Raw genomic sequence first — 20707 nt, forward strand, 5'->3', positions numbered from 1 at the left:
CTAGAAAATCGCGACATTCCTCGGGAGATCGGGCAGCCCTCATCGAGGTTCGGGACGGGAGTGATGTGACGTTATGCGATGTCCTTTTTGCGGCCACGACGACACGCAGGTCAAAGACAGTCGCCCCAATGAGGACGGCGTCGCGATCCGGCGCCGGCGGTTTTGCAGTTCGTGCGGGCAGCGGTTCACGACGATCGAGCGCGTACAGCTGCGCGAGTTGACGGTGGTGAAGACCGACGGACGCAAAGTGCCGTTCGACCGCGAGAAACTGACCCGGTCGATCCGGATCGCGCTGCGCAAGCGGCCCGTCGAGAGCGAACGGATCGAGCGGATCGTCACAGGTCTGGTTACGCGCCTCGAATCGTCGGGAGACACCGATATTCCCTCGGCCCGTATCGGTGAACTGGCGATGGATACGCTGCGGGAAGTGGACGGCGTCGCCTATGTGCGCTTTGCCAGCGTTTATCGTGATTTCCGCGAGGAACAGGATTTCTCGTCCATCCTGACGTCGATGCGTGAAGGTACCGCGCCCGGCAGCGATCCTTCCGTCGCGCCATCGGACGATTAGACTGGACCTGACGCGTCGAACGCGCGAAGAAGCGGCCCCGCCCGTCCATCCGGGCCTTGAGTTGAGGACACGATGACCACGACCGATCCACACCCCGGCGCGCCCCGCTCGCGCACGATCGCCCGTGTTGCCGCCGTGCAGGCACTGTTCCAGCAGGAGCAGGGGGGTGGCGAGGCCGCCGAGTCCATCATCGTGCAGTTCGAGCGCCACCGTCTCGAAGGTGGCGAAGACTCCTCATTCGACGACGGACAGGCCCCGCAGGCCGACCGCGGGCTTTTTGTGACGATCGTCCGTGATGCCGACCGCAACCGCGAGAGTATCCTGCGGCGGCTCGAACCGGTGCTGCCCTCCGGCTGGCCGCTGGGGCGCCTCGACCCGGTGCTGCGCGCCCTTCTGACCGCCGCCGTTGCCGAATTGATGGCCGCGCAGGCCCCCGCGGGCGTGATCATCAACGAGTATCTGGACGTGGCGCACGGGTTCTTCTCCGGCGACGAGCCGAAGATGGTCAACGCGATCCTCGATCGTCTGGCGCGCGAACAGGCGCCGAACGGGCAGGACGCATGATGACGGCGGTCAGAGGCGCAGAATGACGCTTCCGGCCGAGTTTTCCTTCATCGGGCGGCATTTCCGCCCTCTTTCAGGGCCCGGGGCCCTTGATCTGACCGACGACGCGGCGGTGCTGACCCCGCCTGCGGGACGATCGCTCGTCGTCGCAGTCGATGCGATGGTCGAGGGTCTCCACTTCCTGCCTGACGATCCCGCGCGGACCATCGGCCGCAAGCTGCTGCGGTGCAACCTGTCAGATCTGGCGGCCATGGGGGCCGCGCCCCTGGGTTATCTTCTAACCGTCAGTCGACCGCCGGGCGGTGACGACGCATGGTTCGCGGCCTTCGCGGCCGGGCTGGCCGACGACCAGGCAACGTTCGGGCTTACCCTTCTGGGCGGCGACACCACCTCCACGACGGGGCCGCTTGTTCTGTCGCTGACGATTCTGGGACATGTGGCACCGGGGCAGGCGCTGTTGCGCGGCGGCGCACGGCCGGGCGACGATGTCTGGGTGACCGGGACGATTGGCGACGGGGCGATCGGGTTGCGCGTCCTGCGCGATGGGTGGCCGGACAGGGACGGTTTCTTTGCCGATCGCTACCGCGTGCCGCGACCACGCCTGGGTCTCGCGTTGGCGGGCATTGCCACGGCGGCGATGGATATTTCCGACGGTCTGGTGCAGGACGCCGGCCATATTGCCCGCGCAAGCGGGGTGGGTATCGATATCGACGCGGACCGCGTGCCGCGCACCGATCGCGCACCCGAGCATCTGGAGCTGTGCCTGACCGGCGGCGACGACTACGAACTGCTTCTGACGGCGCCCCGCACGCAGGCCGAGGCACTCCGGGCGGCCTGCCACGCGTGCGACGTGCCCGTGACGCGGATCGGGCAGTGTGTCGCCGGACGATCCGATGTGCGGGTATGGGACAAGGCGGGTCGGCCGCTGCTCTTCGCCCGGCCGGGCTGGACGCATCTGCCGGACGACGTCTGAGCGCCCGCCCGGCACGCGGTCAGCGACCGCTCAGCGCCTTTTCATAGACGCGGTAGCGTTTGCACGGCTCGGGCGCGACGCGTTCGATCAGGCGCCGCATCGGCATGTTCGTCTCGAGAATCCAGCCGAGTTCGACCATGCGATAGGGAAGGGCACGCCCGCGCTTCATCAGCTCGCCGATCACCAGAGCGGGCAGGAGCGCGCCGAGGGGGGTGTTGCGCAGTTCGGCACTGACGCCCAGCAGGATCACGCGCGCGGACGTAAAGCTGTGGCGCAGGATGCGGGTACCTAGCTTCACCCAGCCCAGAGGCGACGGCGCTCCCCCGAGATCACCCGCGATATCGTAAAGGTTGGGAACGACCAGCGCGAAGCCCGCCGGGCGCCCCTCGATCTCCACCAGCACGTAATGTTCGGGACGCAGCATGGGTTTGAGCTGCCGCATCAGGCTCACGACCTCATGCGATTGAAGGGGCGCCGATCCCCAGCTATCGGCCCAGGCGTCGTTATAGAGCTGGCGCAGGATTTCGGCGTCGCGCGCCAGATTGCGGCGGTCCAGCCCACGGGTCGTGACGGTGCCGAGCCGACCTTGCCCCATCTTCAGGCTGTCAGGCAGAAGATGGGCGCGCTCCGCGTCCGGGCCGACCGGCATCTGGTAGGCCAGCAGGTCGCGGGCGGCCGAGAATCCGGCAGCTTCGACCAGATCGCCCAGTCCGGGCGGATGCCACGGCATGCCGATCATCGGGTATTCGCCTTGCCCTTCGATCATGATGCCGAATTCGCCGGTCGGATTGATCGTGTAGGGCCCCTGCGCCAAATCCATGCCCTGCGCGGTCAGCCAGTCGCAGGCGGCGTCGAGCAACGCCGCGACGACCTCGGGATCGCGTTCGGCATCCAGCGCGCCGAACATGCCGACCTTGCGTCCCCAATGCGCGATGGACACCGGATCGATCTGGGCGGAAATGCGTCCCACCAGCCGGGCGCCGCGATGGGCTAGAAAATATTGCGCGCGCCCATGCTTGAAAAATGCGCCGTGATCGGGATGTAAAAGATCGCGCTGTTCCATGTCCAGCGCGGCGACGTGGCCCGCAAGGCCACGATAGAGCAGGCGAGGGGCACGGATGAACGTCTTCAGTGCGCGTGCGTCCCCAACGGGGGTGACGATCACTGGGGCCTGCTCGTTCATTGCGCTCTTCATACCTTTCCGCTTCGTAAAGCCGTCGTCCAGACCCGCTGGACCTGCCGTCACGAAGTTCCACCACGCTGCGCCGCCTTCCCAGGCCGGACGGCCCTGACGATCGAAGGACCTGTTCATGCCGCGACCCGTTACATCAGGCAAGCTAGACCCGCGCTTTGGGCGCATTCTCATAACGGGTGCGTCAGGGGGGATCGGCTCGGCGCTGGCCGTGGCGATGGCGCAGCCGGGTCGAACGCTCGTGCTGTGGGGGCGTGATATGGCCCGACTCGCGCAGGCGGCGGCCGAATGCCGTGCGCGCGGCGCGACCGTCGTGACCCGGGCGCTGGACTTGAGAGATGGGCCGGCGGCGCTGGAGGCAGTCCGAGGTGACGACGCGGGCCCCGCGGAAGGCGGCGGAATTGATCTCGCGGTGCTCGGTGCCGGCGTCAGCGATATCCGTAATCCGGAGGAGGTAATCGAGTCGCCGCAGACCGTATTCGACACGGCCGTGGTCAACTTCGCCACTCCGGCCGCTCTGGCGACCGAACTCGCCGGACGCATGGCGGGGCGCGGTGGCGGCCACATTGTATTGATCGGCTCGGTCGCCGGATTTCACGACCTGCCGTTCGCGACGGCCTATAGCGGTTCCAAAGCCGGGTTGGCCCGCTTTGCCCATGCGCTGCGGCTGTCGATCGCGTCGCGCGGTGTGGGCGTGACACTCGTGGCGCCAGGCTTTGTTGACACGGCCATGAGCCGCCGCCTGATCGGGCCGCGCCCGTTTCTCGTGACCTCCGCTAAGGCGGCCCGTCTGATCATGCGCGCCGTTGGCGACAATCGCGCGGAGGTTGTTTTTCCCCCCGTCTTTCGCATCCTGAATGTCATCGGGACGTTCCTGCCACGAGGGGCGCGCGATACCATCATGCGTCGACTGAAAAGCCGGCAGACGCGTCTGCCGTAACGAATCAAGCGCCTTGACGTCCTACCGGATGGCTGCGAACGGTAAAAAAAACGGGCTGATCTGCTCTGGTGTGGGGCAGGATCACAAGAACAAGGATGTCCGCCCATGCGGGAAATCGTCGCCGTCGATATTGGTGGGACTCATGCGCGTTTCGCAATCGCAACCGTGGCAGACGGCCGTGTGGCGGAACTGGGGGAGGCAACGACCCTGAAGTGCGCGGAGCACGCCAGTCTTGCCCTGGCGTGGGAGGCGTTCGCGCACAACTCGGGCCGCTCGCTGCCGGATGCGGCGGCGATCGCGGTCGCCTGCCCGATCCAGGGCGACATCCTTAAGCTCACGAACAATCCGTGGGTTATCCAGCGCTCCAATCTGAACGAGCGGCTCGGGATTTCACACTCCGTGCTGGTGAACGATTTCGGTGCCGTCGGCCATGCCGTGGCACAGGTCGAGGACCGTTACCTTCGCCATCTCTGCGGACCCAACGTCCCCCTTCCGACCAGCGGCGTCACGACGATCGTCGGGCCCGGCACCGGCCTTGGCGCGGCGTGCCTGATGCGGCGCGACGAGCGGTATTTCGTCATGGAGACCGAGGGCGGCCATATCGATTTCGCGCCGGTCGACGGGCTTGAGGACCTGATTCTCGCCCGCCTTCGGATGCGGTATCGCCGTGTGTCGGTGGAACGTGTTGTGTCCGGGCCTGGGCTTGTCAACCTGTATGAGGCGATCGCGGAAATCGAGAACGCCACCGTCAAGACGCGCGATGACAAGGCACTGTGGAGCATGGCGCTGGACGGCGGTGACGTCATGGCGGCCGCAGCACTTGAGCGATTCTGCCTCGGGCTCGGTTCGTTCGCCGGCGATCTGGCGCTGGCCCATGGTGCGAACAGCGTGGTCATCGCGGGCGGTCTGGGCCTTCGGCTGGCCGATCATCTGCCCCGCTCGGGCTTTCAGGAGCGATTCGTGGCCAAGGGGCGATTCGAATCGATCATGGCGCGCACGCCGGTCAAGCTGATCACCCATCCGCAGCCGGGTCTGTTCGGCGCGGCCGCCGCGTTCGCTGCCCAACACACCTGAGGCCCCGCGTCAGTCGCTGTCGACGCCCTCTTTGGTGCGTCGCAGCGGCCCTTCGGTGTGAAGAAAGTGCCAGCCCAACAGGCTGTCGCCAAGAAAAAAAGCTAGGGCGAGCACGGTGAACAGAAGGGCGGCCCCGAACATGGCGACAAGCCATGACCCGTGCGCGCTGTCGCGGACGCTGCCCATGAACAGGACCAGCGCCGCGCCGCACGTCGCCGCCCCGCCACAGCCGCCGAACAGGATCGACGCATCGAGCATGACGACGCGTCGGCGCAACCGGACCAATCGCCGAAGCAGGTGAAGGATATCGGCGTCCGCATCCGCCGCTGTGATCTGATCGTCGATCTTTTCCATATGGTCCGACACCCGCGCGAGGCGGGTGTTGAAAAGATTGAGCAGCGTCCCGATGCCCGACAGCATGAAGACCGGTGTCAACGCGGTCTGGATTAAATGGGCGAGATCGCCGACCGAATCGGTCGCAAGTGTGGAGAAGGGGAAGTTCATCGGGTGGTGTTGTGCTGTGTTCCGGCCAGCGGGCCGGAGGCGCGCGCCCGTGGCTGTATCTTATTGAATGCGGTAATTTCACCGGGCGGTGGAGGTCCGAGCGGGAATCGAACCCACATACGCGGATTTGCAGTCCGCTGCATCACCATTCTGCCATCGGACCGGCCCGGCGAAGGCCGCTGTATCCACCTTTCTCTGTCTGCGGTCAAGCGCTTGCCTCAGCTTCCGTCGCGGCGAGGTTTCCTCCATGGTCGAACCCGACGTGCGTGTAGGGACTGGCGGCGTGGCGCGCGCGCGCCTAACATGTCGTCAAGAACCGCGCGCGCGGCACGAGGATCCGTCACATTTCAGGGGAAAACACTTGAGCCAGTCACTTGCCGACCGGTCGGTCCAGCGAGCACATGAGTTCGATGCGGCACGGCAGCGCATGGTCGATGCCCAGATACGACCGGCCCAGATCAACGATCCCCGGATCATCGCCCTGATGCGCGTGCTACCCCGCGAAGAGTGCGTTGCGCCGTCGCTGCGCGATTTCGCGTACGCCGACCAGAGCCTGCCACTGGGTGGTGGCCGGTTCCTGACCGAGCCGCGCGTGGTGGCACGCCTTGTGCAGAACTGCGACATACAAGCTGGCGACCGGGTCCTGGTGGTGGGCGCCTCGGGTGGTTACTCGGCGGCCCTTATCTCGGGGCTCGGGGCGGAGGTGACGGCTCTGGAATCCGACGCAGAACGGGCGGCGCTGGGTCGATCGTTCACGGCGCGTCACGCCCCCGGCGTTACGTGGGCCGACGGTGCGCTGTCCGACGGATGCCCGGCCCTGGCGCCCTATGACCTGATTTTCATCGACGGTGGCGTGGCCCAGGTTCCCGAGCCGCTCGTGACACAACTGGTGGCGGATGGCTGTCTGGCCGGTGTGCTCGCTTCTCCCGGACGTGTGCCGTCGGCGTTCATCGCCACCCGGTTGCAGGCTGCGCTGACGGTGACACCGCTGTTCGACGCGGCGGTGCCGGTTCTGCCGGCGTTCGCGCTCGCGCCCGTCTTTTCGTTCTGACACCCTGAGACCCCGCCGATAAGGCGGGGTCATTGTAGATGCGTGCAGGAGGCCTGTTTGAAAGCTCTTCGTGGTCTCGGGTGGGGACTGACAGCGGTTCTGACCAGTACCTCCGCACTGGCGCAAAAATACGACGGCACCGGGTCCCCCACTTTTGTGCCGCACACGCTCCAGCAGGCGCTCGCGACCGCCTATCTCGGCAATCCCAGCCTGCGAGAGGAGCGCGCGATGCTGCGGTCCACGGACGAGCAGGTACCTACGGCGCTGGCGGGGTGGCGCCCTACGCTGACGGGCCAGATGGCCCTGACGTATTACGAGGGCGTTAACAACTACACTGGTCAGGCCGACGTGCCGGGCTATTACCGGACGTATGCATCACCTGGTTACATGGCCACGGCGACCGTCACCCAGCCGCTCTATTCCGGCGGCAAGACGACAGCATCTACGCATCAGGCCGTCAACAAGGTGATGGCCGAACGGGCCAAGCTGATCGCGACTGAACAGCAGGTATTCGCGCAGGTCGTCAGCGCCTATGTCGCCGTCGTGCAGGACGAGCAGACCCTTCAGCTCAACATCAACAATGAAAAGGTCCTGCAATCCCAGTTGCGTGCGACGCAGCGCCGGTTCCAGGAGGGCGAGCTGACCCGGACCGACGTGGCTCAGGCCGGCGCGGCACTGGCATCGGCGACGGCGACACGGCAGCAGTCCGAGGGCACTTTGCAGACGGCGCAGGCCACCTATCTGCAGATCGTCGGGGTTGCCCCGCCGCCCAATCTGGAGCCCCCACAGCCGCTGATCCTTCCCGTCGGGTCGGAAAAGGACGCGGTTCAGCAGTCTTTGGACAATAATCCGAACATAATTAACGCTTTGTTCACCGAAGCATCGCAAAAAGACGCTGTGGCGGTCGCAATCGCCGCCATCATGCCGAAAGTCTCGGCAGAACTCGCGTATATGCGCGGCGTCAATCAGGGGTTGGGGCACCAGTTCAACGAAAACAAATACGGCGAAATCATTTTTCAGGTGCCGGTGTACCAGGGCGGTTCCGAGTATGCGGCGGTTCGGCAGGCCAGACAGCAGGCGCAGGCCGCCCATGACGAGGTGATGGTCCAGCGACGGTCGGCGCAACAGCTTGCGTCATCGAACTGGCAGCAACTGATGTCCTACAGAGCGGCTCTCGTCAGCAACCGCGCCGCTGTGTCGTCCAACGTCGTGGCGCTGGACGGGGTGGAGCGCCAGGCCATCGTGGGGACGAGCACCACGCTCGAAGTGCTGCAGCAGCAGGAGACCCTGCTGCAGTCGCAGATCGCGCTGGTGCAGAGCCTCGGCAATCTGGTGAACGCGTCTTATCAGGTGGCGGCCGCGATTGGTCGACTGACGGCGGTGGACCTGAAGCTCGACGTGCCGCTCTACGACGAAAAAGCGTACTACAAGGCGGTCAAGGACCGTCTGTGGGGTATCAACGACTATGCGGTGGGTCAGTCGGGTCGCTGATTCACCCTGTCCGGGGAAGGATCAGACCATGACTGACAGCACTGTCCACGCGCACGAACACGACGATCCGGCGATCGACACGATTCTCTCGTCCATACGCCGTGTCCTGAACGAGGACCCGGGCGCCGTTCCCGGTCGGGACGCGCCCCTGACGCTCGACCGGTCGATGCGCGTCTCGTCACCCCCGGCCGACGTGCCGCCAGCGGCCGTCCCGTCGTCCGATGTGGAGGAGCAGCCTCTGGTTGCCGCTTCCGATATCCAGGCGACCGTGCCGTCACCCAAAGCGCTGCCCGCGTCGGGGGACACGGTTCCGGCACCCTCTCCCCGGCCGATTGCCGACGAAGCGCTGCTTGATCACACCACACAGGAGTTGACGGCCCGTTCGTTCGAGACCCTGCACAGCGCGATCCAGGACATCGGTGCTATTCCCGTCCTCAGCGAACCCGCACCGGAAGCCGTGACCCTGGAGGGTCTTGTCCGCCAGGAGGTGCGTTCACTGGTCAAACGATGGCTCGACAGCCATCTACCCGAACTGGTCGAGCACATGGTCCGGGCCGAGATCGCCAAGATGCAGAAGACACGCTGAACGCCTCGTTACCGTTTGGGCTGGTGTTTTCAGACCTTTTGCCTGAGAAGGAAGCCTGCTCCGCGCGTATCCGGCGCGCGGACCCGGTCTGTGTCCAGCTGTTGGTTTTCGAGTGATGTTGAACAAATCCTTCTCGCCCTCCGATCGTGAATCCGCGCTGTATCGCCGGTGGGAGGACAGCGGTCGTTTCGCGGCGGGTGCTGCGGGGCAGGGTGCGCCGTTCACCATCATGATCCCGCCTCCCAACGTCACAGGCACGCTTCACATGGGGCATGCCCTGACGATGACGTTGCAGGACACCCTGATTCGCTGGCGACGGATGCAGGGCCGCGACACCCTTTGGCAGCCGGGTACGGATCACGCCGGAATCGCGACGCAGCTTGTGGTCGAGAGGGCGTTGGCGGCGGAGGGTGGTCCGACCCGTCAGGATCTCGGACGGGACGGCTTTGTCGAACGCGTCTGGCATTGGAAGGGTGAATCCGGCGGTGCCATCACCCAGCAATTGCGTCGTATCGGCGCATCCCTCGACTGGGAGCGTGAGCGCTTCACGATGGACGACGGCCTGTCGCAGGCCGTTCGGGAAGTGTTCGTCACGTTGTTTCGCGAAGGCCTGATTTACCGCGATACGCGCCTGGTGAACTGGGACCCGGTTTTTCGGTCAGCGCTGTCCGACCTTGAAGTCGAGAATAAGGAAGTCAACGGCTCTCTCTGGTACATCCGCTACCCGGTCGAGGGCGAAACGGATGTCACGATCACCGTTGCGACGACACGCCCCGAGACGATGCTGGGGGATGTCGCGGTGGCGGTGCACCCGGAGGATGCACGCTATACGGCGCTGATTGGACGTAACCTGATCCTGCCGCTGACCGGGCGCCGCATTCCCATTGTCGCGGATGAACATTCCGATCCGGAGAAGGGGTCCGGCGCGGTCAAGATCACGCCGGCGCATGACTTCAACGATTATGAGGTCGGGCGTCGGCACGCGTTGGCGATGCCGTCCGTGCTTGATGAAGGGGCGCGCATAACGCTTGCCGACATCGTGGACGATCTCGTGTCGATCGAGGGCCTCGCGGATGTTGCGTTCGTGCGCGCGCTGGAGGGTGCCTCGCGGGAAGACGCCCGCAAGCGGATCGTAGGCGAACTCGACCGCCTCGGATGGCTGGAGAAAATCGAGCCGCACCGCAATCAGGTCCCCCATGCCGAGCGCGGGGGAGCGGTCGTCGAGCCCCGTCTGACGACGCAGTGGTACTGCGATGCCGCAACGCTCGCGGCTCCGGCGATCGAAGCCGTCGAAAAAGGGGACGTGACGTTTGTTCCGCGTCAGTGGGAAAATACCTTTTTCGCGTGGATGCGCGATATCCAGCCATGGTGCATCAGCCGGCAGTTGTGGTGGGGGCATCGCATTCCCGCGTGGTACGGGCCGGACGGTAAGGTTTTCGTGGCCCATTCGGAGGCGGACGCATGCGCGCAGGCCCGTCAGCATTACGGGGACGACACGCCCGTGGTGCAGGACGAGGACGTGCTCGACACCTGGTTCTCGTCCGCGCTCTGGCCGTTTTCGACCCTTGGCTGGCCGGACAGCACCGAGGCGCTCGCCTGCTATTACCCGACGGATGTTCTCGTCACAGGGTTCGACATCATCTTTTTCTGGGTCGCCCGGATGATGATGATGGGCCTTCATTTCATGAAGGACGTCCCGTTCCGACAGGTTCTGATTCATGGCCTCGTGCGCGACGAGAAGGGCCAGAAGATGTCGAAGAGCAAGGGGAACGGCATCGATCCCCTGGAGCTGATCGACGACTATGGCGCCGATGCCATGCGCTTTACCATCTGCGCGCTGACGGGACAGGGCCGTGACGTCAAGCTTGGGCGCAAGCGGGTCGAGGAATATCGCTCGTTCGTCACCAAACTCTGGAACGCGGCACGCTTTTGCGAAATGAACGGGGTGGCGCCGGTTTCGGACTTCGATCCCGCCACCGCGCAAGGCGTCCTGGCTCGCTGGATCCTGGCTGAGCTTTCGCACGCCGTGGAACAGGTGACTTCCGCCCTGGAGGCGTTTCGCTTCGATGAGTATGCCGCCGCGTGTTATCGCTTCGTCTGGAACCGATTCTGCGACTGGTTTCTGGAATTTGCAAAGCCGGTGTTCTCATCGGGGGATACGCCCGAAGCCGTTGAGCTTCGTGCGGTGGCGGCACACGTTCTGGGCACCGTCCTGAAAATGCTTCACCCCGGCATGCCCTATGTGACCGAAGAGCTGTGGCACGCGTTTGGCTTCGGGCCCGAAGGCAGCCTGATGACGAGCTCCTGGCCCGTCGCCAACGTGCCTGAAGGCAGCGAGGACGCGCAGCAGGAGCTGGACTGGGTCATACGTTTCATCACGGAAATCCGGACCGTGCGTGCTGAGATGAACGTTCCGCCGTCGCGTCTGTCGCCGGTGCTTCTGCGCGATGCGGCGCCGGGCACGCTGGCGCGCGCGCGCGCATGGGAAGAGACGATCGGACGCATGGCCCGCGTCTCCGAAATCGGAGAGGTCGGGGAGGTGATGCCGGCCGGGTCGGCTCAGGCCGTTCTGGGGGAAGCAACGCTGGTGCTTCCACTCGCCGGGCTGATCAACCTTGAGGTCGAACGGGCGCGTCTTGGAAAGGAACTGTCCAAGGCGATCGATGAAATCGGCAAGGTCGAGCGCAAGCTGAACAATGCCGACTTCGTTGCCCGAGCCAAGCCCGACGTCGTTGAGGAAAACCGCGACCGTCTGGCGAGTTTTGAGGCCGACAAGGCGCGGCTGGAGGCAGCACTCTCACGCATCTGATCGTCGTCGGGGTGCGGTGATCCAGACCGTAACCCCGTTACGTGGCGCGCGCGGCCCGGAGCTGCGCGCTTTGCCCGTCCCGCACAATCCATGGCGAATGCGTTGCTTTCCCGGTGGTGTGCGCGGTGTCGGTCGGCTGCCGGGGCGCCAGAAAGCGCTCCGACAGGAATAAATCAGCGCGAGCGGCGCATTACCTGCGACACGTCGCGCACGGCACCGCGTGAGGCGCTTGTGGTCATCAGTGCGTAAGCGCGCAGCGCCTGTGACACCACACGGTCGCGCTCTGGCGTCCAGGCCGTATCGCCTCTCTGCTCCATACGATCGCGGCGCGCGGCGAGGTCGGCGTCGGCAAGATCGACCCGCAGGACCCGGTTGGGAATATCGATGACGATGATGTCACCATCTTCCAGCAAGCCGATCGCCCCCCCCTCGGCGGCCTCGGGCGACATATGGCCGATCGACAGACCGGCACTTCCGCCCGAGAAACGCCCATCGGTGATAAGGGCGCATTTTTCCGCGAGCCCCTTCGATTTCAGGTAGCTCGTCGGATATAGCATTTCCTGCATGCCCGGGCCGCCCTTCGGCCCTTCATAACGGATGACGACCACGTCCCCGGCGACGATACGGTTGTTCAGGATCGCGTGCACGGCGCTGTCCTGGCTTTCAAAAATGCGCGCCGGGCCCGAGAAAGAGAGCAGGCTGGGGGCGACGCCCGCCGTCTTAACGATTGCGCCGTCCTCGGCCAGATTGCCGAACAGGACCGCCAGACCGCCATCCTTGCTGAAGGCGTGGGCAACGTCACGCACGGCACCCGCGCTGCGGTCGAGATCAAGCTCGGCATAACGGCTGGCCTGGGAGAAGGCCTGCGTGGTGCGAACCCCGCCGGGGGCAGCCTTGAAGAACGTCGCGGCGGCCGCATTCTCCGCACCCGCGCCCCGCACGTCCCATGTGTCCAGAGCAAGGGCGAGCGTCGGCGCATGCACGCACGGCACGTCGCGGTGCAGCAGACCCGCGCGATCCAGTTCGCCGAGGATACCGGGAATGCCACCGGCCCGATGCACGTCTTCCATATGGATGTCAGAACGCGACGGCGACACCTTGCACAGGTTGGGCACGCGACGCGACAGACGGTCGATATCGGCCATCGAGAACGAAACCTCACCCTCATGAGCGGCGGCCAGGAGGTGAAGAACCGTGTTGGTCGAACCGCCCATCGCGATGTCGAGGGTCATCGCGTTCTCGAACGCTTCGCGCGTGGCGATGGAGCGCGGCAGGGCGGAGGCGTCGTCCTGTTCGTAATAGCGACGGGCGAGGGAGACAATTTCGCGCCCGGCCCGCAGAAACAACTCGCGGCGGTCGGCATGGGTGGCGACCAGACTACCGTTGCCCGGCAGTGCGAGGCCCAGCGCCTCCGTCAGGCAGTTCATCGAATTGGCGGTGAACATGCCCGAGCACGAGCCGCATGTCGGACAGGCCGAGCGCTCGATCTGTTCGGAGTCCTCGTCCGATACGTCGGGATTGGCGGCCGAGACCATGGACGTCACGAGGTCCGCACGCAGGATCACCCCGTCCTTGACGATCTTGCCGGCTTCCATCGGGCCGCCCGAGACGAAGATCGTCGGGATGTTCAGGCGCATGGCGGCCATCAGCATGCCAGGCGTGATCTTGTCGCAGTTGCTGATGCAGACCAGCGCGTCGGCACAATGGGCGTTGACCATATATTCGACGGCGTCGGCGATCAGTTCGCGCGACGGCAGGCTGTAAAGCATGCCGCCGTGGCCCATCGCGATCCCGTCATCGACGGCAATCGTGTTGAATTCCTTCGCAACGCCGCCGTTTGCCTCGATTTCGGCGGCCACGAGCTGGCCCAGATCTTTCAGATGCACATGACCCGGTACGAACTGCGTGAACGAGTTGGCGACCGCGATAATGGGCTTGCCGAAGTCGCCATCCTTCATGCCCGTGGCGCGCCACAGGCTGCGGGCTCCGGCCATGTTGCGGCCATGGGTCGTGGTGCGAGAGCGATATGCGGGCATGGCGACGACTTCGATTTCCAGTGGGCGGGGTATGGATACGCTGCGACATATAGGAGGTTTCAGCGGCAATCCACCCTCTTTCCAGCTGAGACGTAATTTTATGTCCGAAAAGACACGCATTTTATAACTTTATTGATCGCCAACCTGCCTTGCCGCGCAATCCCGATCATGGCCTAAACTCCGGTAACACCTGCGGAGATCACTGTGACCAAGCTATCTTTCCGCCACGCGCTGCTGGCCCTCTCGATCGGCGTATCGACCCCGCTGCTGACCCTGGCAAACGCGCGCGCGCAGGCCGGGCAGCCCGACCCGCTGTCGGTCCAGACCGGCAGCGACATTCCCGCCAACCCGAAGCTGCCGATCGACGCGCGCGACTATATCAAGCGCGATGTAATGATCCCGATGCGCGACGGCGTGAAACTGCACACCGTTATCGTGATCCCAAAGGGTGCGCACGGCAACGCGCCGATCCTGCTGACGCGCACGCCCTACCATGCGTCCGAACGGCTGAACCGCACGCCCGGTGCGCTGACCATGCGCGAAATCCTGCCGCAGGGTGACGACGTGTTCGTGGCGGGCGGTTACATCCGGGTGTTTCAGGACATTCGTGGCAAGTATGGCTCGGAGGGTGATTATGTCATGACGCGGCCGCCGATCGGGCCGCTCAACCCGACCAGCACGGATGAGACGACCGACGCTTATGACACGATCGACTGGCTGGTGAAAAACCTGCCCGAGTCCAATGGCCGGGTCGGCATGACGGGTTCGTCGTATGAGGGCTTTACCGTGGTGATGGCGCTGCTGCATCCGCATCCGGCGCTGAAAGTCGCGGCCCCGGAAAGCCCGATGGTCGATGGCTGGATGGGGGACGACTGGTTCCACTACGGCGCGTTCCGCCAGGGCGGCTTCGACTACTTCACCGAGCAGATGACGGTGCGCGGCGAAGGTGACACGATCCCGCGCGTCGATCATGACGATTACACCAATTTCCTGCGGGCCGGGTCGGCCGGTGCCTTCGCGCGCGCCGCCGGGCTGGAGCAGTTCCCGTGGTGGCAGCGCGTGCACGCCCACCCGGCCTATGACGCGTTCTGGCAGCAACAGGCTCTGGACAAGCTGCTGGCCGCGCACCCCCTGTCGGTGCCCACGATCTGGGAACAGGGCCTGTGGGATCAGGAAGACATGTGGGGCGCGATCCACTCCTGGCAGGCCCTGCAGCAGAAGCCGCAGACCGTGCCGAACATCCTGGTGATGGGGCCATGGCGGCACAGCGGCGTGAACTATAACGGCTCGGCGCTGGGCGATCTGCATTTCGAAGGCGACACGGCCGAACAGTATCGTCGCGACGTGATGCGCCCGTTCTTCGATCGCTACCTCAAGCCCGGCGCGCCGGAGGCGATGTTCCCGGAGGCGATCATCTACAACACGGGCGAAAATCGCTGGGATCATTTCCAGTCATGGCCGTCGTCGTGCGCCAAGGGTTGCGGCAGTGTCGCCAAGCCGATCTATCTGCACCAGGGCGGCACGCTCGGCTTTGACATGCCGGGTGAGGGGTCGGACAGCTACGTCTCCGACCCGGCCCATCCGGTGCCGTTCCTCCATCGTCCGTATGCGTTCAGCGACGCCGTGCGCTGGAAGCCGTGGCTGACCACGGACCAGCGCGAGGCCGAGGCGCGACCTGACGTGCTGACGTTCGAGACCGGGGTGCTGACGGCGCCCGTGCGGGTCAGCGGCGTGCCGGAAGCCAATCTGTTCGCCGCCACGACAGGGACGGACGCGGACTGGGTGGTCAAGGTGATCGACGTCTACCCCGCCCAGACTCCGGACGAGCCTTCGATGGGTGGTTATGAGTTGCCGATCTCGATGGATATCTTCCGTGGACGCTATCGCAATGATTTCGCCAAACCCGAGGCGATCCCGGCGGGGCAGGTGGAGCGGTATCACTTCACCCTGCCGGCGGTGAACCACGTCTTCCAGCCGGGTCATCGGATCATGGTCCAGATCCAGTCGTCGTGGTTCCCCCTTTATGATCGCAACCCGCAGACCTATGTCTCCAACATCTTCGATGCGAAGCCCGGCGACTACGTCAAGGCGACGCAGACGATCCACGAAGGCGCAAGCCAGGCCAGCAGCGTGATTCTGCCGGTCGTTCAGTAAGGACACAGCGATGACCCAGAAGGCTTTGTTGGGCGCCGGATGTTTCTGGTGCGTCGAAGCGGTCTTCAAAGACCTTCGCGGGGTCGAGGCCGTGCTGCCGGGCTATGCCGGCGGCACGCTCGACACCCCAAGCTACGAGGCAGTGTGCACCGGCCGCACCGGGCATGCGGAGGTGGTGGAGATCCGTTTCGATCCGCAGCAGATATCCTATGCCGATCTGCTGCGCGTGTTTTTCACGACGCATGACCCGACGACGCGCGACCGCCAGGGTAACGACGTCGGGACGCAGTATCGCTCCGTGATCTTTGCGCTCGACGACGAACAGCGGCGGACCGCCGAGGCGGTGAGGGCGGAAATCGACGCCGAGGCGATCTGGCCGGCGCCGATCGTCACCACGATCGAGGGACCGGCGCATTTCTGGGTCGCCGAAGACAAGCACCATGACTACTTCGCGCTCAATCCGCTGACGGGATATTGTCAGGCCGTCGTGGCACCCAAGGTGGCCAAGGCGCGCAAGCTGTTTCGCGACAGGCTCAAGACCGCCTGAGGACGTCTACTCGTCCTCGGCGGTCAGCACGAACTGGTCGGCTTCCTCGTCGAAGTCGAACAGTTCGGCATACCGTGCCCAGCCGATGACCGTGGCCAGGGTCTGGCGCGCATAGTCGGGCGACATGCTCTCCTCCAGCGTTTCACGAAACCGTGCCGCCCCGACGCGGTGGCTTCCGCGCTCGTCGACGGCGGCGCGGATGGCGCGAAACAGTGGCACGTTCTGCAGCAGGCTGCGACGCAGCAGCGCCTTGCGTTCGTCATGGTCGGCCTGAACGTAACGTACGCCATCCTCGGTCAGCATGATGTCGCCGTCTTCCAGTTCGGCGAACTCCAGGAGCTGGAGGGACTCGCCCAGGGGAAAGAGATCGTCAAGCTCGAGCTGAAGCCGGGCGGCGAGCAGTGGCAGATCCGCGCGGCCGGCCAGCGGCTCGGCGGCCAGCGTCTCCAGCATTCCGGCCATGGCGCTCACGGACAGACGCGGCAGCGCGGCATACTGCGGCAGCGCCGGGGGGGCGGAGCCTTGCGGGTCGAGTATCTCCGCTTCCGAGACGATGGCGGCCCGCCGCGTCATCAGGCCGTAGATCCGGTCCACAAGGACACGAAACGCATCGTCCTCCCGGTTGCGGGGGTGAGGGAGCGCGACCGCTATCTCGTGGGCGACGCGACCGGGATTGGCCGTGAAGAGCACGATCCGGTCACACAGCAGTACCGCTTCCTCGATATTGTGCGTGACCAGCATCACCGAGCGGGCGGGCAGCTTTCTTTCGGCCCACAACTCGATCAGGTCGGTGCGCAGGTTTTCCGCCGTCAGTACGTCCAGTGTCGAAAAGGGCTCGTCCATCAGCATCAGGTCGGGCCGCGTTGCCAGTGCGCGGGCAATACCGACCCGCTGGCGCATCCCGCCGCCAAGTTCGCGCGGATAGGCGTTTTCATACCCGCCGAGGCCGACCAGATCGATGGCCTCGCGCACCATGCGCTCGCGCTCCGGCGTGGCGAGCGCGCGGGATTCGAGGGCAAGCGCGATGTTCTGGGAGACGTCGAGCCACGGGAACAGCGCGAAGGACTGGAACACCATCGCGATCCCTTCGACCGGCCCGCGGACCGGCGCGCCACGCCATGTGATGGTGCCCTCGGTGGGCGCCAGAAGCCCCGCGATCAGGCGCAGAAGCGTTGACTTCCCCGACCCCGACCGGCCGAGCAGACCCACGATCTCGCCGCTGCGGATCGTCAGGTCCACCGCATCGAGCACGACGAGGTCAGAGAGGCTTTCCTTGTGATAGGCCTGCCTGCACGCCGTGACGCGGACCAGTTCCTCGCCCGGTCTGTGCGACGGCGGGGCAGGCGGCTCGGCGGGAGAGGAGGCGTCCATTGACAGCACTTTCTCGGCTAGTGGTCCGGGTCAGGAATACAGGGTGTAGCGTCGTTCGGCGAACGCGCGCGCCGGGTGCCAGACCAGCCGGTTCAGCCCCACGACGTAGGCGGCCATCACCACCATGCCGAGCCCGACATGGTTGAACGCGCCCTGACGGGTCGCAACGGCGATATAGGCCCCCAGTCCATGGGCGTGCACGCTGGTGTCGCCCCAGCGCGCGACTTCGGCGGCGATCGCTGCATTCCACGCCACACCGGACGCCATCAGCGCTCCTCCGAGAACCGAGGGAGCGATCGCAGGCAGCACGATGCGGGTCCACCACCGCAGGCCGCGGACGCGATACAGGCGCGCGACCTCCAGCGCCTCGCGCGGGATGCCGGACGTGCCGTCGATCACGCTGAACAGGATGTACCATTGGGCGCCGAGCACGATGAGGGGGGTCAGCCACAGATCGGGCGTCAGATCGAAGGTGACGATGGCAGCCACGAACAGCGGATAGAACAGGTTGGCGGGAAAAGCGGCTAGAAGCTGGCCAATGCGCCGGGCGCGCACGGCCCAGGACGGCCGTAATCCGATCCACACGCCCACCGGAACCCAGACCAGTGTCGCAAGCCCGAGCATGGCCAGCACGCGCAGCAGTGTGAAGCCGCCCAGCACCAGCACGGCGCCGATATCGGCAAGCGAGAAATGGGTCCGGCCGTAGAGCGTCAGCCGCGCGAGCGCGAGCAGGCCGCCGGCCGCCAACACAATCATCGCCACGCGTCGCGCGGCCGTGTTCGCCTGTCGTTCGCCGGGGTCGAGTGTGGGGCGTGCACCGATGGGCAGACGCGCAAGGCGTGTCATCATGCGGCTGTTGGCCGATACGACGCTGCGCACCAGTGGCGCGCGTCTCACCAGGGCCAGGGCCCAGGGTTCGCGACCAACCAGGCCGATGCGCTGGTCGGTGCGATACCGTTCGGACCACGACAGCAGGGGGCGGAACAGGATCTGGTCGCACGCGACGAGGACAGCGGCCATCACCGCGATCGCGGCCACCACGGCACGCAGGTCGCTGCGGGCGATCGCTTCGGCGACGTAGGAGCCGAGGCCGGGCAGAACGACATGGGTTCCGCCCACGGTGATCGTCTCGGCATAGACGACCATGAACCATCCACCGGACAGGGCCGACACGGCCGACCATGTCAAGGAGGGAACGCAGTATGGCAGTTCGACACGCCAGAACCGTTGCCAACTGGTCAGGCGCAGGCCACGCGCCACCTCGCCGAGGTCGGTGGGCAAGGCCGTCAGGGCGCGGTGGAAGCCGAACGCGATGGTCCAAACCTGCGCGGCACAGATCGCCGCGATCGCCGCCAGTTCGCCGCCAGCCATGGTGCCGGGGAACAGTCCCATGAAGACGACGACGGAAAACGTCAGATAACCAAGGATCGGGACCGACTGGAGAACATCCAGCGCGGGCACGAGGATCAGCCCCGCCGTTCGGCTTCTTACCGCCAGGACACCGTAAAGCAGGGCCACCGGCAGCGCGAGCGCCAGACCGGCCAGAAGCCTCGCCGTCGTGCACAGCGCATCATAGGGCAGTGTTGACGGCGCCAGGGTGATCGTGGCGACCGAGGCCTCGCCCGCTGGCGGGGCAAGAACGTTGCGGACCACGTCGGCCAGCAGGACGACCAGCCCCAGTGCACACAGGATGGCGACCAGATCGGCGGGGTGTGGCCGTCTGTCCAAGAGACGCGGCGGCGACGCTGCGGTGCGTCCTGACACGCTTCTACCGTCCTCCCTCGCGCATGACACAGGATGCGTCGTGCGGCAGGCCCCATCTTACCGTGTGTGGGGCGCGATGGAACAGAAGGATTATCGGCCCGGTGCCGGGTGTCCCGTCAGGCCGTGCCCGTGCTGCCGAATCCGCCCGTGCCCCGGGCCGTTCCGGGCAGCGTCTCGACCTCGTGCCAGATGGCGCGCAGGACCGGCGCCAAAACGCCTTGGGCGATTCGCATCCCGCGCTCGACCACGAATGGCGCGTCTCCGGCGTTCATGACGATGATGCCCAGTTCGCCGCGATAGTCCTCGTCGATCGTGCCGGGCGCGTTGGGCAATACGATGCCGTTCTTCAGCGCCAAGCCGGAGCGCGGGCGGATCTGCAGTTCATGGCCGGACGGCAGCGCCATGCACAGCCCGGTCGGGATAACGGCGCGCGCGCCCGGTTCCAGTGTCACGGGGGCGGTCACGGCGGCCAGCAGGTCCATCCCCGCGGCGCCCTCGGTGGCATAGGCCGGCAACGGAAGGTCGTGGGCATGGGGCAGGCGCGTGACGCGGATCGGCAGGACAGGGGCAGTCATCGTGGCTCCGGGGTGCGGGGTGACAAGGGGGAGCAGCCCGCTAGCATATCGGCGATCCGCGCGGCCAGACCCGCCGCCACCTGCGTCTTTGGCTGACGTGGCCATGTTTCCGCGCCGTCGGGCGTGATGAGCGTGACCTCATTGTCCTGACCGCCCATGATGCCGGTTTCCGCCCGAACGTCGTTGGCGACGATCCAGTCGCAGCCTTTGCGCGCGCGCTTGGCCGTGGCGTGGGCGATCACATCGTTGGTCTCGGCGGCGAACCCGACGACCAGCGTGGGACGACGCGCGGAGGGCTGGGACAATTCGGCCAGAATATCGGGGTTATCTGCCAAAATCAGCGTGGGAGGTGTGCCGCCAGGCGTTTTCTTGATCTTGGTGGGCGTCGGCGTGACGTGCCAGTCCGCGACCGCGGCCGTGCAGACGGCGACATCGGCGGGCAGGGCATCGCGGCAGGCCGCGAGCATCTGCCACGCGGTTTCGACCTCGACTCGCTCGACCCCGGGCG

At 65.6% G+C, this 20707-nt stretch carries 18 protein-coding genes and 1 tRNA gene; 11 read left to right on the forward strand and 8 right to left on the reverse strand.

Features of this window, described 5'->3' with window-relative positions; all coding sequences use genetic code 11:
- The first annotated feature begins 73 nt into the window (after window positions 1–73).
- From nrdR to thiL, 3 genes are all read left to right on the forward strand, one after another.
- Window positions 74–568, forward strand: a complete 495-nt coding sequence (nrdR, locus tag HUK82_RS00685; protein WP_176612106.1) for a transcriptional regulator NrdR — start codon at window positions 74–76, stop codon at window positions 566–568.
- A 72-nt stretch (window positions 569–640) separates the two neighbouring features.
- Complete coding sequence (gene nusB / locus HUK82_RS00690) at window positions 641–1132, forward strand: transcription antitermination factor NusB (protein ID WP_176612107.1); 492 nt, start codon at window positions 641–643, stop codon at window positions 1130–1132.
- A 22-nt stretch (window positions 1133–1154) separates the two neighbouring features.
- Window positions 1155–2105 carry a thiamine-phosphate kinase gene (gene thiL, locus HUK82_RS00695; RefSeq protein ID WP_176612108.1) on the forward strand — a complete coding sequence of 317 codons (951 nt, stop codon included), beginning with the start codon at window positions 1155–1157 and terminating at the stop codon, window positions 2103–2105.
- 19 nt (window positions 2106–2124) lie between these two features.
- Here thiL and HUK82_RS00700 read toward each other — a convergent pair whose 3' ends face one another.
- On the reverse strand, window positions 2125–3288 hold the full coding sequence (locus HUK82_RS00700; protein ID WP_176612123.1) for a GNAT family N-acetyltransferase: 1164 nt from the start codon (window positions 3286–3288) through the stop codon (window positions 2125–2127).
- A 127-nt stretch (window positions 3289–3415) separates the two neighbouring features.
- Here HUK82_RS00700 and HUK82_RS00705 point away from each other — a divergent pair, with 127 nt between their 5' ends.
- Window positions 3416–4237: an SDR family NAD(P)-dependent oxidoreductase gene (locus HUK82_RS00705; RefSeq protein ID WP_176612109.1), complete on the forward strand. Its 822-nt coding sequence runs from the start codon at window positions 3416–3418 to the stop codon at window positions 4235–4237.
- 60 nt (window positions 4238–4297) lie between these two features.
- Window positions 4298–5311, forward strand: coding sequence for a glucokinase (gene glk / locus HUK82_RS00710; RefSeq protein ID WP_256126876.1), 1014 nt, complete (start codon window positions 4298–4300; stop codon window positions 5309–5311).
- 9 nt (window positions 5312–5320) lie between these two features.
- Here the strand turns inward: glk and HUK82_RS00715 are convergent, their stop codons facing one another.
- Window positions 5321–5815 carry a DUF2721 domain-containing protein gene (locus HUK82_RS00715; protein WP_176612111.1) on the reverse strand — a complete coding sequence of 165 codons (495 nt, stop codon included), beginning with the start codon at window positions 5813–5815 and terminating at the stop codon, window positions 5321–5323.
- An 89-nt stretch (window positions 5816–5904) separates the two neighbouring features.
- A tRNA-Cys gene (locus HUK82_RS00720) sits at window positions 5905–5978 on the reverse strand.
- 198 nt (window positions 5979–6176) lie between these two features.
- Between HUK82_RS00720 and HUK82_RS00725 the strand changes: the two genes are divergently transcribed.
- The 4 genes from HUK82_RS00725 to HUK82_RS00740 all read left to right on the forward strand — a co-directional run bounded on the left by HUK82_RS00725 (window position 6177) and on the right by HUK82_RS00740 (window position 11752).
- Window positions 6177–6866, forward strand: coding sequence for a protein-L-isoaspartate O-methyltransferase family protein (locus HUK82_RS00725; RefSeq protein WP_246495002.1), 690 nt, complete (start codon window positions 6177–6179; stop codon window positions 6864–6866).
- Window positions 6867–6923: 57 nt separating this feature from the next.
- Window positions 6924–8357, forward strand: coding sequence for a TolC family outer membrane protein (locus HUK82_RS00730; protein ID WP_176612113.1), 1434 nt, complete (start codon window positions 6924–6926; stop codon window positions 8355–8357).
- Window positions 8358–8385: 28 nt separating this feature from the next.
- Entirely contained in the window at window positions 8386–8943 is a 558-nt protein-coding gene (locus tag HUK82_RS00735; protein WP_176612114.1) for a DUF2497 domain-containing protein, read from the forward strand.
- Between the two features lie 115 nt (window positions 8944–9058).
- Window positions 9059–11752: a valine--tRNA ligase gene (locus HUK82_RS00740; protein ID WP_176612115.1), complete on the forward strand. Its 2694-nt coding sequence runs from the start codon at window positions 9059–9061 to the stop codon at window positions 11750–11752.
- Window positions 11753–11925: 173 nt separating this feature from the next.
- Here HUK82_RS00740 and ilvD read toward each other — a convergent pair whose 3' ends face one another.
- Window positions 11926–13788 carry a dihydroxy-acid dehydratase gene (gene ilvD, locus HUK82_RS00745; RefSeq protein ID WP_176612116.1) on the reverse strand — a complete coding sequence of 621 codons (1863 nt, stop codon included), beginning with the start codon at window positions 13786–13788 and terminating at the stop codon, window positions 11926–11928.
- 264 nt (window positions 13789–14052) lie between these two features.
- Between ilvD and HUK82_RS00750 the strand changes: the two genes are divergently transcribed.
- Both HUK82_RS00750 and msrA read left to right on the forward strand, forming a co-directional pair.
- Window positions 14053–15942 carry a CocE/NonD family hydrolase gene (locus HUK82_RS00750; RefSeq protein WP_246495055.1) on the forward strand — a complete coding sequence of 630 codons (1890 nt, stop codon included), beginning with the start codon at window positions 14053–14055 and terminating at the stop codon, window positions 15940–15942.
- Window positions 15943–15952: 10 nt separating this feature from the next.
- Window positions 15953–16489 (forward strand): peptide-methionine (S)-S-oxide reductase MsrA, encoded by a 537-nt coding sequence (msrA, locus tag HUK82_RS00755; protein ID WP_176612117.1) that lies wholly within the window; start codon window positions 15953–15955, stop codon window positions 16487–16489.
- A gap of 6 nt (window positions 16490–16495) precedes the next feature.
- Here the strand turns inward: msrA and HUK82_RS00760 are convergent, their stop codons facing one another.
- From HUK82_RS00760 to HUK82_RS00775, 4 genes are all read right to left on the reverse strand, one after another.
- On the reverse strand, window positions 16496–17860 hold the full coding sequence (locus HUK82_RS00760) for an ABC transporter ATP-binding protein (protein WP_176612118.1): 1365 nt from the start codon (window positions 17858–17860) through the stop codon (window positions 16496–16498).
- A 30-nt stretch (window positions 17861–17890) separates the two neighbouring features.
- Entirely contained in the window at window positions 17891–19624 is a 1734-nt protein-coding gene (locus tag HUK82_RS00765; protein ID WP_264802226.1) for an ABC transporter permease subunit, read from the reverse strand.
- Window positions 19625–19740: 116 nt separating this feature from the next.
- On the reverse strand, window positions 19741–20199 hold the full coding sequence (dut, locus tag HUK82_RS00770; protein WP_176612119.1) for a dUTP diphosphatase: 459 nt from the start codon (window positions 20197–20199) through the stop codon (window positions 19741–19743).
- Window positions 20196–20707: phosphopantothenoylcysteine decarboxylase domain-containing protein (locus HUK82_RS00775; protein ID WP_305144395.1), on the reverse strand; the 512-nt coding region annotated here is incomplete at its 5' end. The genes HUK82_RS00775 and dut, both read right to left, overlap by 4 nt.

It is taken from the genome of Ameyamaea chiangmaiensis, from assembly GCF_013376175.1.
GTDB lineage: Bacteria > Pseudomonadota > Alphaproteobacteria > Acetobacterales > Acetobacteraceae > Ameyamaea > Ameyamaea chiangmaiensis.

Bases quoted from the DNA above. Each gene is read 5' to 3' on its own strand.
- HUK82_RS00735 (WP_176612114.1), top strand. From the start codon at position 8,386: ATGACTGACAGCACTGTCCACGCGCACGAACACGACGATCCGGCGATC.
- thiL (WP_176612108.1), top strand. From the start codon at position 1,155: ATGACGCTTCCGGCCGAGTTTTCCTTCATCGGGCGGCATTTCCGCCCT.
- msrA (WP_176612117.1), top strand. From the start codon at position 15,953: ATGACCCAGAAGGCTTTGTTGGGCGCCGGATGTTTCTGGTGCGTCGAA.
- HUK82_RS00700 (WP_176612123.1), bottom strand. From the start codon at position 3,288: ATGAACGAGCAGGCCCCAGTGATCGTCACCCCCGTTGGGGACGCACGC.
- nrdR (WP_176612106.1), top strand. From the start codon at position 74: ATGCGATGTCCTTTTTGCGGCCACGACGACACGCAGGTCAAAGACAGT.
- dut (WP_176612119.1), bottom strand. From the start codon at position 20,199: ATGACTGCCCCTGTCCTGCCGATCCGCGTCACGCGCCTGCCCCATGCC.
- HUK82_RS00715 (WP_176612111.1), bottom strand. From the start codon at position 5,815: ATGAACTTCCCCTTCTCCACACTTGCGACCGATTCGGTCGGCGATCTC.
- HUK82_RS00760 (WP_176612118.1), bottom strand. From the start codon at position 17,860: ATGGACGCCTCCTCTCCCGCCGAGCCGCCTGCCCCGCCGTCGCACAGA.
- HUK82_RS00740 (WP_176612115.1), top strand. From the start codon at position 9,059: ATGTTGAACAAATCCTTCTCGCCCTCCGATCGTGAATCCGCGCTGTAT.
- nusB (WP_176612107.1), top strand. From the start codon at position 641: ATGACCACGACCGATCCACACCCCGGCGCGCCCCGCTCGCGCACGATC.
- HUK82_RS00705 (WP_176612109.1), top strand. From the start codon at position 3,416: ATGCCGCGACCCGTTACATCAGGCAAGCTAGACCCGCGCTTTGGGCGC.
- ilvD (WP_176612116.1), bottom strand. From the start codon at position 13,788: ATGCCCGCATATCGCTCTCGCACCACGACCCATGGCCGCAACATGGCC.